The organism is Mucilaginibacter sp. SMC90 (assembly GCF_022811725.1).
GTDB lineage: Bacteria > Bacteroidota > Bacteroidia > Sphingobacteriales > Sphingobacteriaceae > Mucilaginibacter.
In genome coordinates, this window is sequence record NZ_CP094527.1 from 668,428 (window position 1) to 686,960 (window position 18,533).

Here is an 18,533-nt window from a genome sequence, read left to right on the forward strand (position 1 = left end):
ATTCACCACCTCTTACAAAAACTGATACAACGTTGAAAAATAATATTCTTATTGTTGATGATGTGCATGCCATATTTATGGAGATGGCCGCAGCTAAAGGTTACACCTGCGATTACCGTCCGCTGATTAAGGTTGATGAAGCCATGCAGATCATAGGCGATTATGCCGGGTTAGTAATCCGTTCAAAATTCAGGGTGGACAAGGCTGTACTTGATGCCGCAACCAATCTGCAGTTTATTGCCCGCGCCGGCGCGGGTATGGATAATATTGATGAAGATTACGCCATTCAAAAAGGGATCAATCTCATTAACGCTCCCGAAGGTAACTCAGATGCGGTAGGCGAGCATGCTATAGGTTTGCTGCTGTCATTAATGAATAACCTTAACCGCGGCGATGCTGAAATTCGTGATGGGAAATGGCAGCGTGAAGCCAACCGGGGTTATGAGTTAAAAGGCAAAACGGTAGGTATTATAGGCTACGGCCACATGGGCAGCAGCTTTGCCCGTAAGCTATCCGGGTTCCAGGTAAATGTTATTGCTTACGATAAATATAAAACGGGTTTCAGCGATAAATATGCCCGTGAGGTTAGCATGGAGGAAATAGTAAAGCATAGCGATGTACTGAGCTTACACATCCCGTTAACAACCGAAACCAGCGGACTTGTTGATGATGAATATCTGTTCCACTTCAAAAAACCTATATTTTTCCTGAACACCTCCCGCGGCAAAACCGCCAAGGTAAGCGCCATACTTAACGCTATCCGTGAAGGCAAAATTTTAGGTGCAGGTTTAGATGTGTTGGAGGTTGAAAAATTCCCCGCCCTTGCCGAGCAGCCATGGTTTGAAGAATTAAGGCAAAGTGGAAAAGTATTGTTAAGCCCTCACGTTGCCGGCTGGACATTTGATTCGTATAGGAAGATCAGCGAAGTAATGGCAGAGAAGCTGGTTGATGTGAAGTAATATCTGAACCGTGATTTTTAGGATTTTGGGATTACCATGAGGTGAGCGCCTCAATACAGTCCGATAATCCTTTAATCTCATAAATCATTGTTCAGACAAAAATCTTCGTGTTTCCTCAGGGTACTCTCGCAGAGGCCCTAAGGAAACACTGAGTTCAGACAAACATCCTGCGAATCCTAAAATCCTAAAATCATGGTTCAGAAAAAACTTTCAACCCATTGTTAACAATCTTTTTTTGAATTGTAAGCCTATTCCCCCAACTTCGCAGTCCGAATTTTGATTATGAGTATTCATTATAAAATAATAGCTGCAGAGCTTTCTGTAGCCGAAAAACAGGTTACCGCCACGGTAGGCCTGCTTGATGAAGGGGCTACTGTTCCGTTCATTTCCCGTTATCGTAAAGAGCTTACCGGTAGTTTGGATGAGGTACAGGTTGCCACTATCCGTGACCGTGTACAGCAACTGCGCGAGTTAGATAAACGCCGTGAGGCTATCCTGAAATCGCTTACCGACTTGGGCAAACTCACGCCCGAGCTTGAAAAGCAGGTTAACGAGGCCGAAACCATGGTTGCTTTGGAAGATATTTACCTTCCTTATCGCCCGAAACGCAAAACCCGCGCTACAGCGGCCCGCGAAAAAGGCCTGCAGCCATTGGCCGATGTTTTATTGGAACAAAAAAATATCGACCCTGAACTGATTGCTGCCGAATACATCAGCGATGAAAAAGGTGTAGCCAGTGTTGAAGAAGCATTGGCCGGTGCAAGGGATATCATTGCCGAAACCGTTGCAGAAAATGCTGAAGTGCGTACTAAGATCCGTGAACTGTTTGTTGAGAAAGGCACTTTTGCTTCACGCGTAGTTGAAGGCAAAGAAGAGGCGGGCATTAAATATAAAGACTATTTTGAGTGGACGGAGCCGGTTAAAACCGCTCCATCACATCGTATACTGGCTATGCGCCGCGGCGAAAAAGAGGAGATCCTTTGGCTCGATCTGAAACCGGAAGAAGATGATGCCCTGAACTTATTGGAGACTTCAGTCATCAAAGGCAACAACCAGGCTTCAGGACAGGTTCGCTTAGCAATAACCGATGGCTACAAGCGTTTGCTTAAGCCGTCGATGGAAACAGAGGTACGCCTGCTTACCAAAAAGAAAGCCGACGAAGAAGCTATCCGTGTATTTGCTGAAAATGCACGTCAATTACTGCTGGCTGCACCTCTTGGTCAGAAAAGGGTAATGGCACTTGACCCGGGTTTCCGTACAGGCTGTAAGCTGGTTTGTTTGGATGAGCAAGGCAAGTTGCTTGAAAACACCACGGTTTATCCGCATACAGGTGCCGGGCAGGCGCGCGAAGCCGAAAAAACGGTACAGCACCTGTTCCAGAAATATAATATAGAAGCCATTGCTATAGGTAACGGTACGGCCGGCCGCGAAACAGAGGTATTTGTGCGCAACCTGAATCTGCCGGGTGCTACTCTTGTAATGGTTAATGAAAGCGGGGCTTCTATCTACTCGGCATCTGAAGTGGCGAGGGAAGAGTTTCCAGACTACGATGTTACCGTAAGGGGGGCTGTATCTATCGGCCGCCGTTTAATGGACCCGCTGGCCGAACTGGTGAAAATCGATCCAAAATCAATTGGTGTAGGCCAGTACCAGCATGACGTTGATCAGAACAAGCTGCAAACGTCTTTAGATGACACGGTGATCAGCGCAGTGAACGCGGTAGGTGTTGAGTTGAACACAGCTTCAAAACAGATCCTGGCCTACGTATCGGGCCTTGGGCCGCAACTGGCACAAAACATTGTAGAATACCGTAATCAAAACGGAGCCTTTAAACGCCGCGAGCAGTTAAAGAAAGTTCCGCGCCTGGGCGATAAAGCATTTGAGCAGGCTGCAGGTTTCCTTCGTATTCACAACGCCGAGAATCCCTTGGATACCAGTGCCGTTCACCCAGAACGTTATGGTTTGCTTGAGCAAATGGCTAAGGATTTGAAATGTACAGTAAAAGATTTGATGGGTAACCCAACCCTGCGTAAAAGCATTCCGCTGCAAAAATATGTATCTGAAACAGTTGGTTTGCCAACCCTGAACGATATCATGGCCGAGCTTGCCAAACCAGGCCGCGACCCTCGTGAACAGTTTGAGGCATTCAGCTTTACCGACGGTGTTAATGCCATAGGCGATTTGAAAGTGGGGATGAAACTGCCGGGTATTGTAACTAACATCACGGCTTTTGGTGCCTTTGTTGATATCGGCGTTCACCAGGATGGCCTTGTTCACCTAAGTCAGATCACCAACCGTTACATTAAAGATCCTAATGAGGTATTGAAAGTACATCAAAAGGTTGAAGTAACTGTTACCGAAGTTGACGTAAACCGCAAGCGCATTGCCCTATCCATGAAGGAGAACGACAAAAGCGAACCAAGCCAGCGCCGTAACGATGACCGTCGCCCGCAGGGTAATAACAACAAACCAAACTTTAATAAAAGGGTTGAAAAAGAGCCCGAAACCGATATGGCTTTGAAGTTGGCTGCGTTGAAGGGGAAGTTTAAGTTATAAAATAAAAATCAGATACTTTTAAAAGCGTCATTGCGAGGTACGAAGCAATCCCTTATAAGCAGGTCCGCCCTGTAGAGTCGGGGATTGCTTCGTACCTCGCAATGACGCTTTCTTGATGGAAACAAACAAAAAATCCCCAACCATCAGGCTGGGGATTTTTATTTATATCATTTATACAGATACTTACGCTACCGTACCCTCTTTCAACTTCTCTGCATTCTCTGCAAACTGAAGTGATTCAAGGATCTCTTGCAGGTCGCCGTTAAGGACGCCCGGAAGGTTGTAAATGGTCAAACCGATACGGTGCTCGGTTAAACGGCCCTGAGGATAGTTATAGGTACGCACCTTGGCCGACCTGTCGCCGGTTGACACCATGGTTTTACGTTTTTTGGATGTTTCGGCAAGATGCTTCTGCAGCTCCATTTCATATACCCTCGAACGTAATACCTGTAAAGCCTTATCGTAGTTTTTTAATTGTGATTTCTGATCCTGGCATTGTGCAACAATACCTGTAGGAAGGTGGGTTAACCTCACGGCCGAATAAGTGGTGTTAACCGACTGACCGCCCGGGCCCGAAGCACAGAACAGATCCTTACGGATATCACTTACCTGCAGGTCAATGTCAAACTCATCAACCTCTGGTAATACTACTACAGAAGCTGCCGAGGTATGTACACGACCTTGCGTTTCGGTATCAGGTACACGTTGTACACGGTGCACGCCCGATTCGTATTTAAGGGTTCCGTAAGCATCTTCGGCGTTTACGTTAAAAACGATCTCTTTATAGCCGCCGCTGGTGCCTTCGGTGTAGTCAACCAATTCGGTGCGCCAGCCGCGTTTTTCGCAATAACGCATATACATGCGGTAAAGGTCGCCGGCAAAAAGGGCAGCCTCATCGCCACCAGTACCTCCACGGATCTCCACAATGGCATTTTTAGAATCTTCAGGATCTTTAGGGATCAGCATCAGGCGAATTTCTTCTTCCTTTACTTCCTGCTGAGCAAGTAATTCGTCAAGCTCCATTTTGGCCATTTCGCGAAACTCTTCGTCCTTTTCGGTAGCCAGGATCTCTTTATTGGTATCGATATTGCTCATAATGTTGCGGTATATATGATACTCGTCAACAATTTTGGCAAGGTCTTTATATTCTTTATTTAGCTGGGCAAAACGCTTCATATCCTGCATTACTTCAGGATTGCTCAATTCGCCTTCAACATTTTTCCAGCGCTCGTATATCAGCTCTAATTTATCTAACATATACTATAAATAATGATGCAGCTAAAAACTGTTTGATATCGAACCGGCTTATGAAAGATTTAACGTTTCGGGGCGGTTTACAGGCTTGCTGCAAAAAGTGCACAAAAGTACGCATTTTTTCTGTAAGAAAGATGCCTTGTATTGCTCAGGTATACGCACTCTGTAGTTTATTACAATCGCCCAACACAAATGGTCGCCGATATTATATTGAAGCAATTAAATTAATTAAACAACTGCAATGAATACAATCTTCCGCTTTTCAAGAATTATTCGTTACCCTTCTCAAAATATTCCAATTTCAATTCATTACCATCAAAAACGGCATAAGAAAACTGCGTGATCCATTCGCCAAGATTAACGTAACGGCTTTGCGGGGTTATTTGAATATCGAGCGGAAAATGCCGGTGACCAAAAACAAGGTAATCATAAAAGCTGTTCTTTAGTTCTTCACGGCAAAAGGTTACCAGCCACTCCTGTTCGCCGGGTTTGGGATTATCCTTTTTTGCATTGGTATCGCGGCTATGGCGGCTCCATTTATTAGCTATACCCACGCCAAGGTTTGGATGGATCCGTGCAAACAGCCACTGGCAAAACCTGCTTCTGAAAAATCCTTTTAAAAACTTGTAGAAGTTATCGCCCGGCCCAAGCCCGTCGCCGTGGTGAATGAAGAATTTTTTGCCGTTACGCTCAATTTTTAGTTCATTGCTGATGATGGTAGCACCAAATTCCTCCACAAAATAATCAAACATCCACATATCGTGGTTGCCTTTAAACAGGTAAAGCTTTACGCCCGCATCGGCAAGTTCGGCAAGCTTGCCCAAAAAACGGATATAGCCTTTGGGCACTACCGATTTGTATTCAAACCAGAAGTCAAAAACATCACCAACCAGAAATACTTCGGCGGCATCATGTTTTATACTGTCCAGCCAGCGCACTATCTTATCTTCGCGTTGACGGCTTGAGTCGTATGTGCCTGTACCTAAATGAAAATCAGAAGCAAAATAAAGTTTGTCGCGAACCGGCATATGCGGCAAAAATACGTTTTAACAATCAAACAGAAAAGATAAAGATTGTTACACAATAAGCATCAAACAACACCGTACCTTAGTGGTTATTCACAATACACTAAACATTAAAATTATGGCAATCCCCGAAAACCCAAATCTTGATGATGCCCAGGAAGACAAAGATCCCGGTAACGAATTTGAGCAAAACGAAGGCCAGGATACCGGCAACGAAATCATTGATAACAGCGAACCGGACGTAGCCGGATTGAATGCCGCCAGCCGCGCATCCGAATCGTCATTTACTTTAAACTTTGAGGATGGTTACGCGCCGGCACCGGATAAAAAGGACGATGACGAGCAAGCATTAAAACACTGATATACTAAACAATGAAAAAACTATTATTGCCGGCACTGCTCCTTATTGCTTTTACCGGTAGCGTATCAGCACAATCTAAAGGCTTTACCATGGCTGATTTTAAAAACAACATAGGCAAAGTGGGTACTTTGTGCGATACCGTTTACTCTTACAAAACGGTAAGCGATACGCTAACGTTGCTTAATATGGGCGCGGCCTACCCACGGCAAAAATATACGGTAGCCGTAAAGGGCAGTCAAATAAAGCTCGACCTATCCAGCATAAAAGGCAAGCATGTATGTACAACCGGCACATTTGAACTTTTTAAAGGCCAGCCCGAAATTGTGGCCGATAAGCCAGAACAGATCACGGTTAACTGATAAATTTATCAAACGCCCATAAACAAGAAAAGCAGATCATTGATCTGCTTTTCTTGTTTATGATGATAATGATTCTATTTGGAATCAATACCTGCTTTTAGCTTAAAATGCCTTGTATAAGCCGAATACAATTTGTCCTTCGGTAATTGGCTGTTTAGTTACCAAACGGCCAACATTGAGGGTACGCCCGGTTGTTGTTACATCATACCCCGGCGATTTAACATAATTTCCTTTAAGCGATAAACCCCAGCCTGCACCCATATCAAACCTGATTGCTGCGCTGCCGCCATATGCAAAAGCATAGCCTTTAGCACTTTGCTGGGTAATAGTACCGCTTTGCGCATTAACACCGGTAACGGTTACAGTTAACAACGGTGAAGTTTGGCTTTTAATAGCACCTGCTGATGCCCTTAAATCAAATGATAAGCTGCGCCATACAAAAGTATATTGAGGGCCCAACAACAGGTTAAAACTGCGGTAACGCTTGTCGGCAGTTACGGTTCCCTGGTCGGCTTTAAAATCAGTAGTATATCCTTGCGATAATATCAAATCGTCATCATATGAAAAATTGCTTTGGTCCTGGTACGAAAAAGTGTAGCCGATACCAAAATTACGTTTCAGATAAACTGCCCCGTCAAGCTGGAAGGTAACACCCCTGTTTGCAAAGCCCGATTTATAGTTGCTGTAATCTGCTTTTGCAAAATCGCCCAGTGCATAGGAAATACCCATACTTAAGCCTACATAAGGTTTAAGTTTTACTTTGGTTTCATCATCTTTATCGTTGGTATCCTGAGCTTTTGAAGTAAATGCCAGCAGCATTAGAAGGCCTGCCGTAAAAAAAGTAAGGGTTTGTTTCATGTTTGTTATTATGTAACTGTATTACCGTAAGTTGCTAATGCATGCTTAGCCGCAAAGCAAACGTGCAAAAAAAACGCATTATTATTGATACTTATGTGATAATGCTGCCCGGTTTAGGGCTTAAAATCACAACAGGCATCATTGGTAAAAAACTAAGCAGTTAATTTTAATTACTTGCCTTTGTCTTTACAGCTGTTTTTTTACGCTGCTAATATAGCCTGCAACGGCCAATTAAACAGCAACCAGCAGCAAAATTAACAACTTTTAACCTTTTGAACTGTGATGCCCTTGTGGCGATGTGCCTGAAATGGCTATCTTTAGTTGCCTGTAATTTAAACTATCATGAAAAAAACGTTCTGTTTATTATCGTTAGCTGTTTTATTTTGCAGCTATACACATGCACAAATGACTATAAAAACACTTCCATATCCTAAAGCTAAAAAAGTTGATGTTATTGATACCTATTTTGATACACAGGTGCCTGATCCATACCGCTGGCTTGAAAATGACCATGCCGACGACACCAAGGCCTGGGTACAGGAAGAAAATAAAGTAACTTTTAACTACCTCGATCAAATCCCTTACCGGGCCGGGATTCATAAGCGCCTGGAGTTTTTATGGAACTATGAAAAGTACAGCGCCCCTTTTAAGGAGGGCAAGTATATCTACTTTTATAAAAATGACGGCTTGCAGAGTCAGAACGTACTATACCGCCAGCTGGGGGAAAACGGCGTACCCGAAGTTTTCCTCGATCCTAACAAATTCTCGGCCGATGGTACTACATCACTGCAAGGCATCGAGTTTACCAAAAACGGCGAACTGGCGGCTTTCCAGATTTCAGAAGGCGGCTCGGACTGGCGCAAGGTCATCGTTATCAACACCGAGGATAAAAGTGTTGTTGGTGACACCCTGAAAGATGTAAAATTCAGCGGGCTGGCTTGGCATGGTACCGACGGTTTTTATTACAGTAGTTACGACAAGCCTACAGAAGGCAGTCAGCTTTCGGGTATGACACAATTTCATAAGCTTTACTATCACAAACTGGGCACACCTCAAAATACCGATAAGCTGATTTTTGGCGGCGATAAAACTCCGCGTCGTTATATTGGGGCTTACCTTACCGAGGATGAGCGCTTTTTGGTGGTCACCGCTGCCACCTCAACAACCGGTAACGAGCTTTACATCCAGGACCTGAGCAAACCCGGCAGCCAGATAGTTAACGTTGTAAACAACTTTGACAATCAGCACAGCGTTTTGGATAATGTGGGCAGCAAGCTTTATATACTTACCAACATCTACTCGCCCAATTTTAAAATTATTACTGTTGATGCGGAAGAACCGGGAATTACCCATTGGAAAAACCTCATCCCCGAAACTAAAAATGTATTAAGCGCCACCACTGGCGGAGGCAAAATCTTTGCCGAATACCTGCAGGATGCCACCTCCCTGATCCGGCAATACAATATGGATGGCAAGCTTGAACGTACCATTCAACTACCTTCAATAGGCTCGGCTTCGGGCTTTGGCACAAAGAAGGAAGAAAAGGCAACTTATTATACTTTTACCAACTACATATACCCGCCTACTATTTTTAAGCTGGATATCGAAACCGGCAGCTCGGTGGTATATAAAAAATCGGGCGCAAAGTTTGATCCTGAGCAATATGAATCAAAGCAGGTGTTTTATACCTCAAAAGATAAAACGAAGGTGCCGATGATCATCACCTACAAAAAGGGGACGGTACTTAACGGGCAAAACCCAACATTGCTGTACGCTTACGGTGGTTTTGGCGTTAGCTTAACCCCGGCATTCAGCACATCAAACATCGTTTTGCTTGAGCATGGCGGCATATACGCTGTGCCTAACCTGCGCGGCGGCGGAGAGTATGGTGAGCTTTGGCACCGCAAAGGCATCAAGCAAAAAAAGCAAAATGTATTTGATGATTTTATAGCAGCGGCCGAATACCTCATAAAAAACAAATACACTTCTAAGGATTACCTTGCGGTTTCGGGAGGCTCAAACGGCGGGCTCCTCATCGGTGCCATGTTAACCCAGCGCCCCGATCTGTTTAAAGTAGCTTTCCCTGCCGTGGGTGTGCTGGATATGTTAAGGTATAACAAATTTACCGCCGGTGCCGGCTGGAGTTATGATTATGGCACCGCCGAAGATTCGGAACAGATGTTTAAATATCTTTATAATTATTCACCATATCATGCCCTTAAACCGGGTATTTATCCCGCCACTATGATTACTACTGCCGATCATGACGACCGTGTGGTGCCTGCACATTCATTTAAATTTGCTGCCCGTTTGCAGGAATACCAGCAGGGAACAGCCCCAACACTTATTCGCATTGAAACCAATGCCGGTCACGGGGCGGGGCAAAGTACAGCGCAGCAAATAAATGGCCAGGTTGATAAATGGGCTTTTATGTTTTGGAATATAGGAGTTAACTGGTAATTGTAAAACAGCCCGGAATTATAACCGGATAGCTTAAAGATAAAACGTCGCGGATATATTTATTAACTAAATCAATCGCCATGATATCCTCCAGAACCCTTTGCTACTTAACTATACCCATATTTTTATTTTGGGGAACAATAGTATTTGCGCAGAAGCCAAGGGCCCGTGATATCGGCATCCCGTTTGAAGGCACGCCCGGTAAGTATAATGCAATTACTGATGTGCCTGGCGTTGAGGTTGGCTACAGCACAATAATTTCAGGATCAGGAAAAAACATAATGGGTAAAGGCCCTGTGCGTACCGGCGTTACAGCTATTTTGCCTAATGGCAGGGTTAACCATCATCCGGTTTTTGCAAACTGGTACACCTTGAATGGTAACGGTGAAATGACAGGCACTACCTGGCTAACAGAATCGGGCTTTTTGGAAACACCTGTCATGATCACCAATACTAACAGCGTAGGTGTAGTTCGTGATGCCGTATTAAAATGGTTTGTGAATACTAATTGGTTTGGCAATGAACAATATTGGTATACCTATCCAGTTGTAGCTGAAACTTATGACGGTGTTCTGAACGATATTTATGGCTTCCACGTTAAAGAAAATAACGCATTTGAGGCGCTGAATACTGCAGCAACCGGGGTAATAAAGGAGGGAAACGTTGGCGGCGGCACCGGGATGATGTGCCTCGGGTTTAAAGGCGGTACCGGTACCTCTTCAAGGACTTTAACTATAAATGATAAAGCCTACACGCTGGGGGTTTTAGTGCAATCAAACTTTGGCAGAAAAAAGAACCTTACTATAACAGGGGCTCCTGTTGGCCGGGAATTAAAAGATACGCTGAACTATGAGCTTAAAGCCCCACCACAATCAAAACACCAGGAAGGCGACGGCAGCATTATAGTAGTATTAGCTACCGATGCGCCTTTACTGCCTCATCAATTAAAACGCCTTGCCGAACGCGTTGCTTTAGGAGTAGGAAAAGTAGGTGGCAGGGGAGAAAATGGATCAGGCGATATTTTCCTTGCTTTTTCAACGGCTAACCCGGATGCCTTTAGCCGGACAGGTAACACCCGGGTTGAGATGCTGGCAAATGACCAGATTAATCCGCTGTATGAAGCTACAGTACAATCTGTAGAAGAAGCGATAATTAACGCCATGGTTGCTGCCGATACAATGGAAGGCATCAACGGCAACAAAGCATACGCCCTGCCTCATGATGCCGTGATCCGGGTACTAAAAAAGTACAATATTGTGAAATGACTTTATAAAACGCATGAAAAAGACGCTTCTGTTTATTGTTGTTCTATTCTCCATTAATCGGGCCTTTGCACAGCACAATAAAAGAAATTTAAACATTGTATTTATCGGCAACAGCATTACCCAGGGTGCACAACTGGCTAATCCGGCCGCCGAAGCTCCGCCTGCTACTGCCGTTGCTTATCTGCAAAAACAAAAAAACCTGGATACCGTAAGCTTCAGCAACCAGGGACATAGCGGTTATACCACGCTCGATTTTTTACCCGGAACCGGAACATTTGCCAAAGTTGAGGAAGCCGCCAATGCATTTACCCATAAAAATGCGCTGTTGATATTTTCGATAAAACTTGGCACTAATGACAGTGCTATTCAGGGCCCTCATGGCGCACCTGTGTCACCCGAAGGTTATCAAAAGAATTTGAAGAGCATAGCCGATAAGTTATTGGCCGATTTTCCGAAGGTAGTTATTATTTTCCAGCACCCGGTATGGTATAGTCCTAATACCCATAATGGTTCCATGTACTTACAGGAAGGTTTAAACAGGTTACAAAGTTATGTACCGATGATAGATGAGCTTGTAAAAACATATGCAGCTACAAGTCCCGGGCAGGTTTTTGTGGGCGATACCAAAGGTTTCGCTTATTTTAAAAAAAATCACCTGACAGACCTGACCCCGGAGAATGGTAAGGACGGCACATTTTATCTTCATCCCAATAAAAAGGGCGCTGAGGCTTTAGGTATGTTTTGGGGGATGGCTATCAATAAGATAGTGAAGCGGGATTTTAATTAACGAGTAATGAATAGCGTCGAACACCTCAAAGTCTGTTTTTTTAGCGCTGTGGTGTGCTTATCCATTTGCTCGTGTAAATCGCCCGTAAAGCATCCGGCCCAAGCTAATAGCAGCTATAGTGCCGTGGCCAAACTTAAAAGCATTGCTTATACCGATACCGCATTTAAAGTGATCCATGTTTTTGTTGCATTGTGCGATAACAAATATCAGGGCATAGTCCCGGTACCACCGGCTATTGGAAACGGTCAGGATCCCGAAAATAATTTATATTGGGGATGTGATAATGGCGTGCGTACTTATTTTAAAAAGAGCAAAGACCGGCAACTACTCAAAAAGCAAAAAAGAAGTTCCATAGTATTGGAAAGGCTCATCTTCAGGCATCGTACCCAAAACGTTTATTTAGTAGCTGATGCCTGGGATGGACAGGCTATTGAAAAAACTACAGAAGACTTTTTATTCAGCTGCGGGGGCCAATTAAAAGATACCATACATTACAACAAACAAATTATTGGTATTAACGGCAACGCACAATTGCTGGCTTACATTGGCCACGATGGTTTGATGGATTTCAGGCTGCCCGATGAATTTAAAAATGCAGATGGCAAAACCCGCGATTGTATAATACTGGCCTGCGTCAGCAAAAAATATTTTAACCGTTTTATTACTCCTACCAAAGCCAATCCCCTGCTTTGGACAACCGGGCTTATGTGCCCCGAAGCCTATACGCTCCATGATGCTGTAAAAGGTTATATCAATAATGAGTCACAAACAAGCATTCGGAAACGCGCAGTTGCGGCTTACGTAAAATATCAAAAATGCAGCGCACAGGCGGCGGCAAATCTATTAGTCGGTAAATAATAAAAGAATTTACGGGGCTGAGCTAAACTAATCGTTCATTCCGTTCAGTTTTCTTAATCATTAGCTAAAAATATGCGCTATGCTTAATTTTATGTTAATGAAATATTTATTGCTTTACATCCCTTTAATCCTGTTTGTAATATCATACGGTTATAACCGCAGATATTACCGCTTTATTGACAATGGTCGTGTATCTGAAATTATCCAGGCAAACCAACGCTCAAAACAGTTTATGAACATGGCTGTGTTTTCGTTTGTAGCACTCTTAATAGTGTTAAAGCTACTTTAAATAAGGCTGCCGGTTTATCGTAAAATGACCACATAGCCCGACAGAACCTGGTTGTTCATCTTGGTATTCACCACATAGTAGTAAGTACCCGAAGGAGCCTGTTTACCCTGGTAAGTGCCGTCCCATGGTTTAGGATATCCAACAGAATGAAATAAAGGTTGCCCGTAACGGTTATAAACATCAACCGTACAGTTTTCGTATGCTACAAGGCCTTTGATCTCCCAGTAATCATTTGCCCCGTCGCCATTGGGCGTAAACGTATTGCTGATTGTTATAACCGGCGAAACCTTAACCGCAACCAGGCTGTAGTTTACACAACCATTTGATTTGTCGGTGATTTTAAGCTGATAAGTTATGTCCTGATCACCTGTCACAACTGGATTTTTAACGGTACTGTTATCGAGTCCGGTGGCAGGGGTCCATTCATACGTTACGTTTTCGCTGCCTACCACAGGGTTTAAAGTGATGGTATGATCTTTTAAAACATATCTCGTATCTCCGGCGGCATCAGCCTGCAATGTTGGAGGCGGAACAAAATTAATAGTAATATCATCAGTAGGCAGGTGACAGTCATCGGCCTGGGTTGCGGTAAGTGTTAATTTAACCGATCCGTTGGCAATATCAATAGGATCGGGCTGAAAGGTTGGGTTCAGTACATTATCCGAAGGAATGAACCTTCCCAACCCAGACGCTGAAGTCCATTTTACAGTAGTGCCTGAAAATACCTGTCCTGTTAAAGCCACCATAGGGTTCTGGTTACAAACATTATCAATACTTGCCGGACCAGCATCTGCACCAGGGCTTGGCGCAAAGGTAATTATAACATCTTTGTGTACCGCTGCACAATCATTGCCGGTTGATGTCAGGGTTAATTTAACCGATCCTGCAGCCCTGTCTGCTGCCGATGGAAAGTACTGTGTTGTGGGATCATCCAGCTTAGCGAAAGTTCCTCCTGCGCCGCCGCTCCAGATCCCTGTTCTGCTGACGCTACCTGCAAGTTGTATAAATGGAACACTAACACACTCCGAATGTGAGGGGCCTGCGTCAACAATTGGGATACTGTTTACCACAACCGGTATGGGAGTTGGTTCGCCCGGGCAGCCGTTTACCACCAAAGATAAATAATAGGGGCCCGCATTGGCAGCTGTAGCGTTTGGAATGGTTGCGCTTGGGCTTTGAGTTTCTGATCTGTAATTATTGGGGCCGGTCCACAAATATGTTACGGTACCTGCTATGGGCTGGGTTTGCAGCACAATGTCGCTGCCCTCACAAACGGGCGTGTTGCTATGCCCGTCTATGCGTAGCGTTTGAGGTTTTACAGTTACAGTATACTTAACGGGAGTACCCGGGCAATCAAATGCTACAGGCGTTATGGTATAAGGAACCTGAATGGAGCTTGTTGTGGTATTAACCAATACCTCATTAATAGGGTTTGCTGTTTGATCGGTAGCGGCGGCATTACTGATGCCGGGAACAACCGGCCTGCTCCATAAATAAGTAGCCGAAGATATATTGGATGTTAAAGTAAGCCCCAGCGGCGTATTATTGCATACAGAAGATGAGAGCGGCAGCGGATTGGTAATTACCGCACCCGGATTAACCGTTACCTTAAGCTGGTATGGGGTTCCCGGGCAGTCATTGGTTTTAAAATTGAATACATAAATAACATCAACAGGATCATTGGTGGTATTATAAAGCACTTCTTTTATGGTAGCTGCGGCCTGCCCGGTTATAGCAGCATTGCTGATACCTGTTACAGCTTCCCGGCTCCAGGTATAGCTTGTTGACTGAGTGTTAAATTGAATCTGGTAGTTGGTACTTGTGCCATTACAAACCGGGCCAGGCTGGGGACTTGTAACAACAGGAGTAGCATTTACCTTTACTGTATATTGAAACACGGGGCCGGGGCAACCGTTTAAATACGGTGTTATATTATAAATTACATCAACCGCGGCACCATTGGGATTGGTGTTGATCAGTGTTTCGGTAATTGAGCTTGTTGTTTGTCCGGTTACTGCGGTGTTACTGATGCCGGCAACGGCAGGGCGGTCCCATGAATAAGTTGTGCCGGGCTGATCGGCTGTCATGGTGTAACTTAGTGCGGTACCGCTACACACAACATCGTTGGCCCCGCTTGTTATTTTGGGGGCAGGCGTAACCACAACATCAACTTTGGTACGCTCACTGGTACAATCATTAACCTTAGTCTCTACATAATAACTCCTGTTGATAGTTAGCTGAGCTGTAGTGAAAGGATTGCCCTGTTTTATAGGTGTCCCTCCAACAGGCACATTATACCATGTATAAGTACCTGTTGAACCGCTTGCAGTAAGTATTGCAGATTGCCCTTCGCAAACGGTTGCCTTGTTATCTGTGTTAACAGTAGGTGCTGTTGGAGGGGGCACTGCCTGAACCAATACAGGGGCACGCTCGCTGGTAATACCTCCTATAGTAGTTGATACATAATAAGTAATGTCATTAAGTATTGGCGGGGTAGTAAATATAGGGCCGGTTTTAAGTGCCGTGCCGCCAGTAGCATCGCTATACCAGCGGTATGTACCGCCCGGCGCAGTGGCTATGAGAGTAGCAGTACTGCCCACACAAACAGATTTGCCTGGTGCTGTAGGCGCAGTGGGCACAGGATTTATAGTTATGACAACCGTACTTGATTTTGAGTCGCAGGGGCCGGTGGGATTATCTGAAGTTAACGTAAGCGTTGCTACTGTTTCGCCAGCGGCAGGAGTATAAACAGCGTTCTTCTGTGTATCATCAGAAAATGTACCTGCACCGCCTGTCCATTTCACTGCTGTTGTATTTGCACTACCGGCCAGCTGTATCGGAACACCCGGTGGGCGGGTTTGATTAGGCCCGGCATATATTGTGACCTTATTGTAAATAGTTATTGTACCGGTAGCGATACTTTGTGCGCAACCGCTGCTCGCGGCTATAGTATTGGTTATGGTATATGTTCCCGGCTGACTGTTAGCCAGGTCTATCTCACCAGTACTTACATTTTTAAATTTCAAGTTACCTGATGGTTCGCTGAAAATACCTGCGCTGGCCCCCGTCTGAAATAAAGGCAGTGGATCTTTTACATCATTACAGATCGGGCTATTATATGAAAAACGGGCATCGGGTGTTGTTACTATAGATATGCTTTGGCTGGCTGCTCCTGCGCATGTACCTCCGTAGGCGAAAATAACGGTGTATTTTCCTAATGTGCTTGCCGCTACATTGATCTCACCGGTAGTGTTGCTTACAAAAACAAGCCCTGCGGGTATTGACGAAAAAGTCCCTCCGGCCGGATTAAAAATAGTTGGCGAAACGTTACTTCCTGAAGTACAAATAGTACCCGATGGATATCTGAACTGGGGATCAATGATTGGAGTTATCGATACTGTAAAGGCGGTACGCGGACTAATACATGAACCATTGACGGCCTCGGCGTAAAACGTTGTTTGAGCAAACAAAGGATCGGTAGTATAGGTGTTGCCTGTATGCACCGGCGTGCCTCCGGTGGCATCGGTATACCATCTGATAGTTTCGCCCGAAGCCGGAACGCTTAAACTGGCTGACTCACCCGGACATATCGTTGCTGTGCCATTTACAGCAGGCGCGGCGGGCGGTGGATTAACTTGCACCGTTACTGCAACACGCGCGCTGTTGCAACCATTGGCCGTGCTTTGTACATAATAAGTTGTATTTGCTGTTAGCTCAGGTGTAACATAGGTATTGCCGGTTATCAGAAGATTACCGCCGGTAGGCTGATCATACCATTCATAATCATCGGGCGAGCCGGTTGCTGTGAGTGTTGCCGAAGTGCCGGAGCATGTTGGCGTTCCCGGCGCTGTAGGAACCGGGATAGCGTCAAGTAAGGTTACAGTAATTGCTGACCTGTCACTTATGCATGTCCCTACAGTTGTCTGAACGTAATAAGTAGTGGTAGCTGTTAAAGTCGGGGTTGTAAAAGTATCGCCCGAAAATATAGCTGTGCCACCAGTGGCCGTGGTAAACCACTGAAAAGTTGCACCCTGTGCAGGCGAGGTGGCGGTTAAAGAGGTTGATGTGCCATTGCAGATCACCGGTCCGTCGGGCACAATCGGAGCATCCGGTGGCGGGGTAACGGTTACGGTTACCGGGGTACGGCCACTTGTGCAACTGCTCGTAGTATGTTCAACGTAATAGGTTGTATTGCTTGTTAAAACCGGGGTTTGAAAAGTATTGCCTACGCGTATAGGGCTGCCGCCTGTTGCTGATGTATACCAGGCATAGGTACCGGTGGGTGATTGGTCGGCAGTTAAGTTAGCACTTGTACCGTAACAGGTAGCCGGCGATTGTGAAGGTGGTGCCGCAGGTATTGGCGTTACAGATACCGGTACTGCTATACGGTTACTTGTACAATCACCTACGCGTGTTTGTACATAATAAGTTACCGGCGATGTGAGTACCGGTGTTGTATAATCCGGACTTGAAATTAGCGGTGTCCCCCCCGAAGGCACATCATACCACTCCACCACGCCAGAGGCATCGGCATGGAGGTTGATAGAGGATCCCGAACAAACGCTGTTATTAACTGGGTTTACCACCGGAACAGCCGGCGGGGCATTTATCCTGGCAACTACCGGGATACCTGAACTTGTACAGCCGTTAATTACAGTAAAAAGATAATAAGTAGTGTTTGCAAATAAAACAGGAGTTACAAAAGTGGCATCATTGCTTAACGGAGTGCCTGTACCTGAAGCATTAGCATACCAGGCGTAACTGTTAGCGCCCGAAGCCTTTAATGTTGCCTGGGATCCGTAACACACCGGATCTGACTGAATACTTGGTCCGCCGGTTACATAAACAATAACAGAACTTCTTGTACTGGTACAATTGCCTACTGTTGTTTCAACATAAAAAACCGTGGCCTGGGTAATTGGTGCGGTTACATATGGGTTTCCTGTAAAAAGGAAATTGCCGTCTGCATCATACCATTGATAAGTGCCGCCAGGTGCGGTTGCAGTTAAGGTTGCCGGTGTATTAGGACAAACAGCCTGGTTACCAACTGTAGGCGGATTTGGAGATGCTGTAGCGGCAACCTGAAAAGTAGTTGATTTTGGCTGGCAACCGGGAGTTTTATCGCTTACTGTAACCGTGTAGGTTCCTGCTTTGTTTACATTAATGGATGATGTATTTTCACCGGTATTCCAGATATAAGTGAAAGGGCCGGTGCCTGCGGTTACATTAGCAGTTAAGGTAACATTTCTTCCCGAACAAATTGTATTTCCTGTTGAGGTTATATTTACGTTTAACGTACAAGTTTGACTATATCCGGCAAAGGAACAAAGGATCAGCAAAAACAGTACAAGTAACGGCTTATTAATGTTCTTCATAAGTCTCTTTATACTCAATAAATGTGACTGCAAGCGGCTCATATTAACGACTCCCCTTATTGAGCACAGTTTTAAGATTGGCAGATAATTGTGCTGTTTTATACCAACCTGGCAATGATGTGTCCCT

13 protein-coding genes are annotated in these 18,533 nt (G+C 44.9%); 9 read left to right on the top strand and 4 right to left on the bottom strand.

All coding sequences use genetic code 11. The features are described from left to right. Positions 1-32 precede the first annotated feature (32 nt). On the top strand, positions 33-959 hold the full coding sequence (locus tag MTO98_RS02980; RefSeq protein ID WP_243485148.1) for an NAD(P)-dependent oxidoreductase: 927 nt from the start codon (positions 33-35) through the stop codon (positions 957-959). Between the two features lie 282 nt (positions 960-1,241). Beyond that, positions 1,242-3,515, top strand: coding sequence for a Tex family protein (locus MTO98_RS02985; RefSeq protein ID WP_243485149.1), 2,274 nt, complete (start codon positions 1,242-1,244; stop codon positions 3,513-3,515). Positions 3,516-3,698: 183 nt separating this feature from the next. On the opposite strand, the gene prfA is transcribed toward MTO98_RS02985, so the two are convergent. Together prfA and MTO98_RS02995 are read right to left on the bottom strand one after the other, a co-directional pair. Further along, positions 3,699-4,772, bottom strand: coding sequence for a peptide chain release factor 1 (gene prfA, locus MTO98_RS02990; RefSeq protein WP_243485150.1), 1,074 nt, complete (start codon positions 4,770-4,772; stop codon positions 3,699-3,701). A 266-nt stretch (positions 4,773-5,038) separates the two neighbouring features. Then, the gene (locus tag MTO98_RS02995) at positions 5,039-5,797 is read right to left on the bottom strand and encodes a UDP-2,3-diacylglucosamine diphosphatase (protein WP_243485151.1); all 759 of its coding nucleotides are present in this window, start codon (positions 5,795-5,797) and stop codon (positions 5,039-5,041) included. Between the two features lie 115 nt (positions 5,798-5,912). On the opposite strand from MTO98_RS02995, the gene MTO98_RS03000 reads away from it, so the two are divergent. Next, entirely contained in the window at positions 5,913-6,155 is a 243-nt protein-coding gene (locus tag MTO98_RS03000; RefSeq protein WP_243485152.1) for a hypothetical protein, read from the top strand. 11 nt (positions 6,156-6,166) lie between these two features. Beyond that, the gene (locus tag MTO98_RS03005; protein WP_243485153.1) at positions 6,167-6,514 is read left to right on the top strand and encodes a hypothetical protein; all 348 of its coding nucleotides are present in this window, start codon (positions 6,167-6,169) and stop codon (positions 6,512-6,514) included. A gap of 102 nt (positions 6,515-6,616) precedes the next feature. Here MTO98_RS03005 and MTO98_RS03010 read toward each other — a convergent pair whose 3' ends face one another. Further along, entirely contained in the window at positions 6,617-7,372 is a 756-nt protein-coding gene (locus MTO98_RS03010; RefSeq protein WP_243485154.1) for a hypothetical protein, read from the bottom strand. Between the two features lie 342 nt (positions 7,373-7,714). On the opposite strand from MTO98_RS03010, the gene MTO98_RS03015 reads away from it, so the two are divergent. The 5 genes from MTO98_RS03015 to MTO98_RS03035 all read left to right on the top strand — a co-directional run bounded on the left by MTO98_RS03015 (position 7,715) and on the right by MTO98_RS03035 (position 13,031). Further along, positions 7,715-9,832, top strand: coding sequence for a prolyl oligopeptidase family protein (locus MTO98_RS03015; RefSeq protein WP_243485155.1), 2,118 nt, complete (start codon positions 7,715-7,717; stop codon positions 9,830-9,832). An 80-nt stretch (positions 9,833-9,912) separates the two neighbouring features. Continuing rightward, entirely contained in the window at positions 9,913-11,097 is a 1,185-nt protein-coding gene (locus MTO98_RS03020; protein ID WP_243485156.1) for a P1 family peptidase, read from the top strand. A 13-nt stretch (positions 11,098-11,110) separates the two neighbouring features. Beyond that, complete coding sequence (locus MTO98_RS03025) at positions 11,111-11,884, top strand: GDSL-type esterase/lipase family protein (RefSeq protein ID WP_243485157.1); 774 nt, start codon at positions 11,111-11,113, stop codon at positions 11,882-11,884. Positions 11,885-12,007: 123 nt separating this feature from the next. Then, entirely contained in the window at positions 12,008-12,742 is a 735-nt protein-coding gene (locus MTO98_RS03030; protein ID WP_243485158.1) for a hypothetical protein, read from the top strand. A 97-nt stretch (positions 12,743-12,839) separates the two neighbouring features. Then, the gene (locus MTO98_RS03035; protein ID WP_243485159.1) at positions 12,840-13,031 is read left to right on the top strand and encodes a hypothetical protein; all 192 of its coding nucleotides are present in this window, start codon (positions 12,840-12,842) and stop codon (positions 13,029-13,031) included. A 14-nt stretch (positions 13,032-13,045) separates the two neighbouring features. On the opposite strand, the gene MTO98_RS03040 is transcribed toward MTO98_RS03035, so the two are convergent. Then, positions 13,046-18,406 carry a PKD-like domain-containing protein gene (locus MTO98_RS03040; protein WP_243485160.1) on the bottom strand — a complete coding sequence of 1,787 codons (5,361 nt, stop codon included), beginning with the start codon at positions 18,404-18,406 and terminating at the stop codon, positions 13,046-13,048. Between the last annotated feature and the right edge of the window lie 127 nt (positions 18,407-18,533).